General features: G+C 66.0%; 1 protein-coding gene. It reads left to right on the top strand.

Going from position 1 to position 1,269, the window contains the following annotated elements; genetic code table 11:
* Positions 1-1,269, top strand: a 1,269-nt coding sequence (locus tag ACQR1W_RS39770; RefSeq protein WP_434855882.1) for a condensation domain-containing protein, incomplete at both ends; no start/stop codon positions are given.

Genomic DNA, 1,269 nt, shown 5'->3' with positions numbered 1-1,269 from the left:
CCTGCGGCATTGCGAATGCATGCCGACCGGCTGCAGGCTGCCCTCGATCTGCAGGCCGGCCCGTTGTTGCGCGCGGCGCTGTTCGATTTGGGATCGCAGGGCAAGCGGCTACTCGTGATCATCCATCATCTGGTGGTGGACGGTGTGTCCTGGCGGATCCTGCTGGAGGATTTGGCAACCGCGTTTGACGCGCTCCGGCGCGGTGAGCCGGTCAGGCTGGCGGCGAAGACGACCTCGTTCCAAGCCTGGGCTGAACGGCTGGTGACGCATGCCGGCTCCGATGCCTTGCAGCGCGAGTTAGCTTATTGGCAGAGGCTGCCCTGGTCTGAATTGGGCCGTCTGCCGCGTGACCATGACGGCGGCACCAACAGCGCCGAGTCTGTGCGCATGGTGAGCACGTCAGTCGATGCGGCGGAGACGCGGGCACTGCTGCAGGAGGTGCCCGGTGTCTACCACACCCAGATCAACGACGTGCTGTTGACCGCGCTGGTGGAAGCCTTGGCCGATTGGACTGGACGGCGCCAGTTGCTGATCGGGCTGGAAGGCCATGGCCGTGAGGAGCTGTTTGGTGATGTTGATGTCTCGCGCACAGTGGGCTGGTTCACCAGCCTGTTCCCGGTGCTGCTGGATGTCGGCGGGACGGCCGGTCCCGGTGCGGCGCTGAAGGCGGTGAAGGAGCAGCTGCGCGCCGTGCCCCAGCGCGGCGTCGGCTACGGCTTGCTGCGCTATCTCAGCAATGCCGCCATGCCGGAGGTCGCGCCCGAGCTCAGCTTCAACTATCTCGGCCAGCTCGACGGGGCCGGCGGCGAGGGCAGTTTGCGCTTTGCGGCGGAAGACGTCGGCGCCCAGCAGGATAGGCGCAACACCCGTGCGCATCTGATCGATGTCTCCGCTTATGTCCGCGATGGCCGCCTGCAGCTGCAATGGTTCTACAGCGCCGACTTGCATGAGGCCGCGACGATCACGGCACTTGCCGAGGATCATGTCGCAGCCTTGCGGGCGCTGATCGCGCATTGCGCGGTGAGCGAAGGCGGCTTGACGCCGTCCGATGTCCCGCTGGCCGGACTGGGCCAGGACGAGCTCGATCGTGTTGTCGCTGCAATTGGCGGACCGCGACAGGTCGAGGACATCTATCCGCTGTCGCCGACCCAGCAGGGCATGCTGTTCCACTCTCTCTATGAGCCCGACTCTGCGGTCTACGTCATCTCGCTGGCCTGCCGGCTCGAAGGCACGCTCGATGCCGATGCGTTCGCGCAGGCGTGGCAGCTG

Source organism: Bradyrhizobium sp. HKCCYLS1011 (genome assembly GCF_051167795.1).
Taxonomy (GTDB): Bacteria; Pseudomonadota; Alphaproteobacteria; order Rhizobiales; family Xanthobacteraceae; genus Bradyrhizobium.
This window is presented reverse-complemented; position numbering and strand designations above follow the sequence as displayed.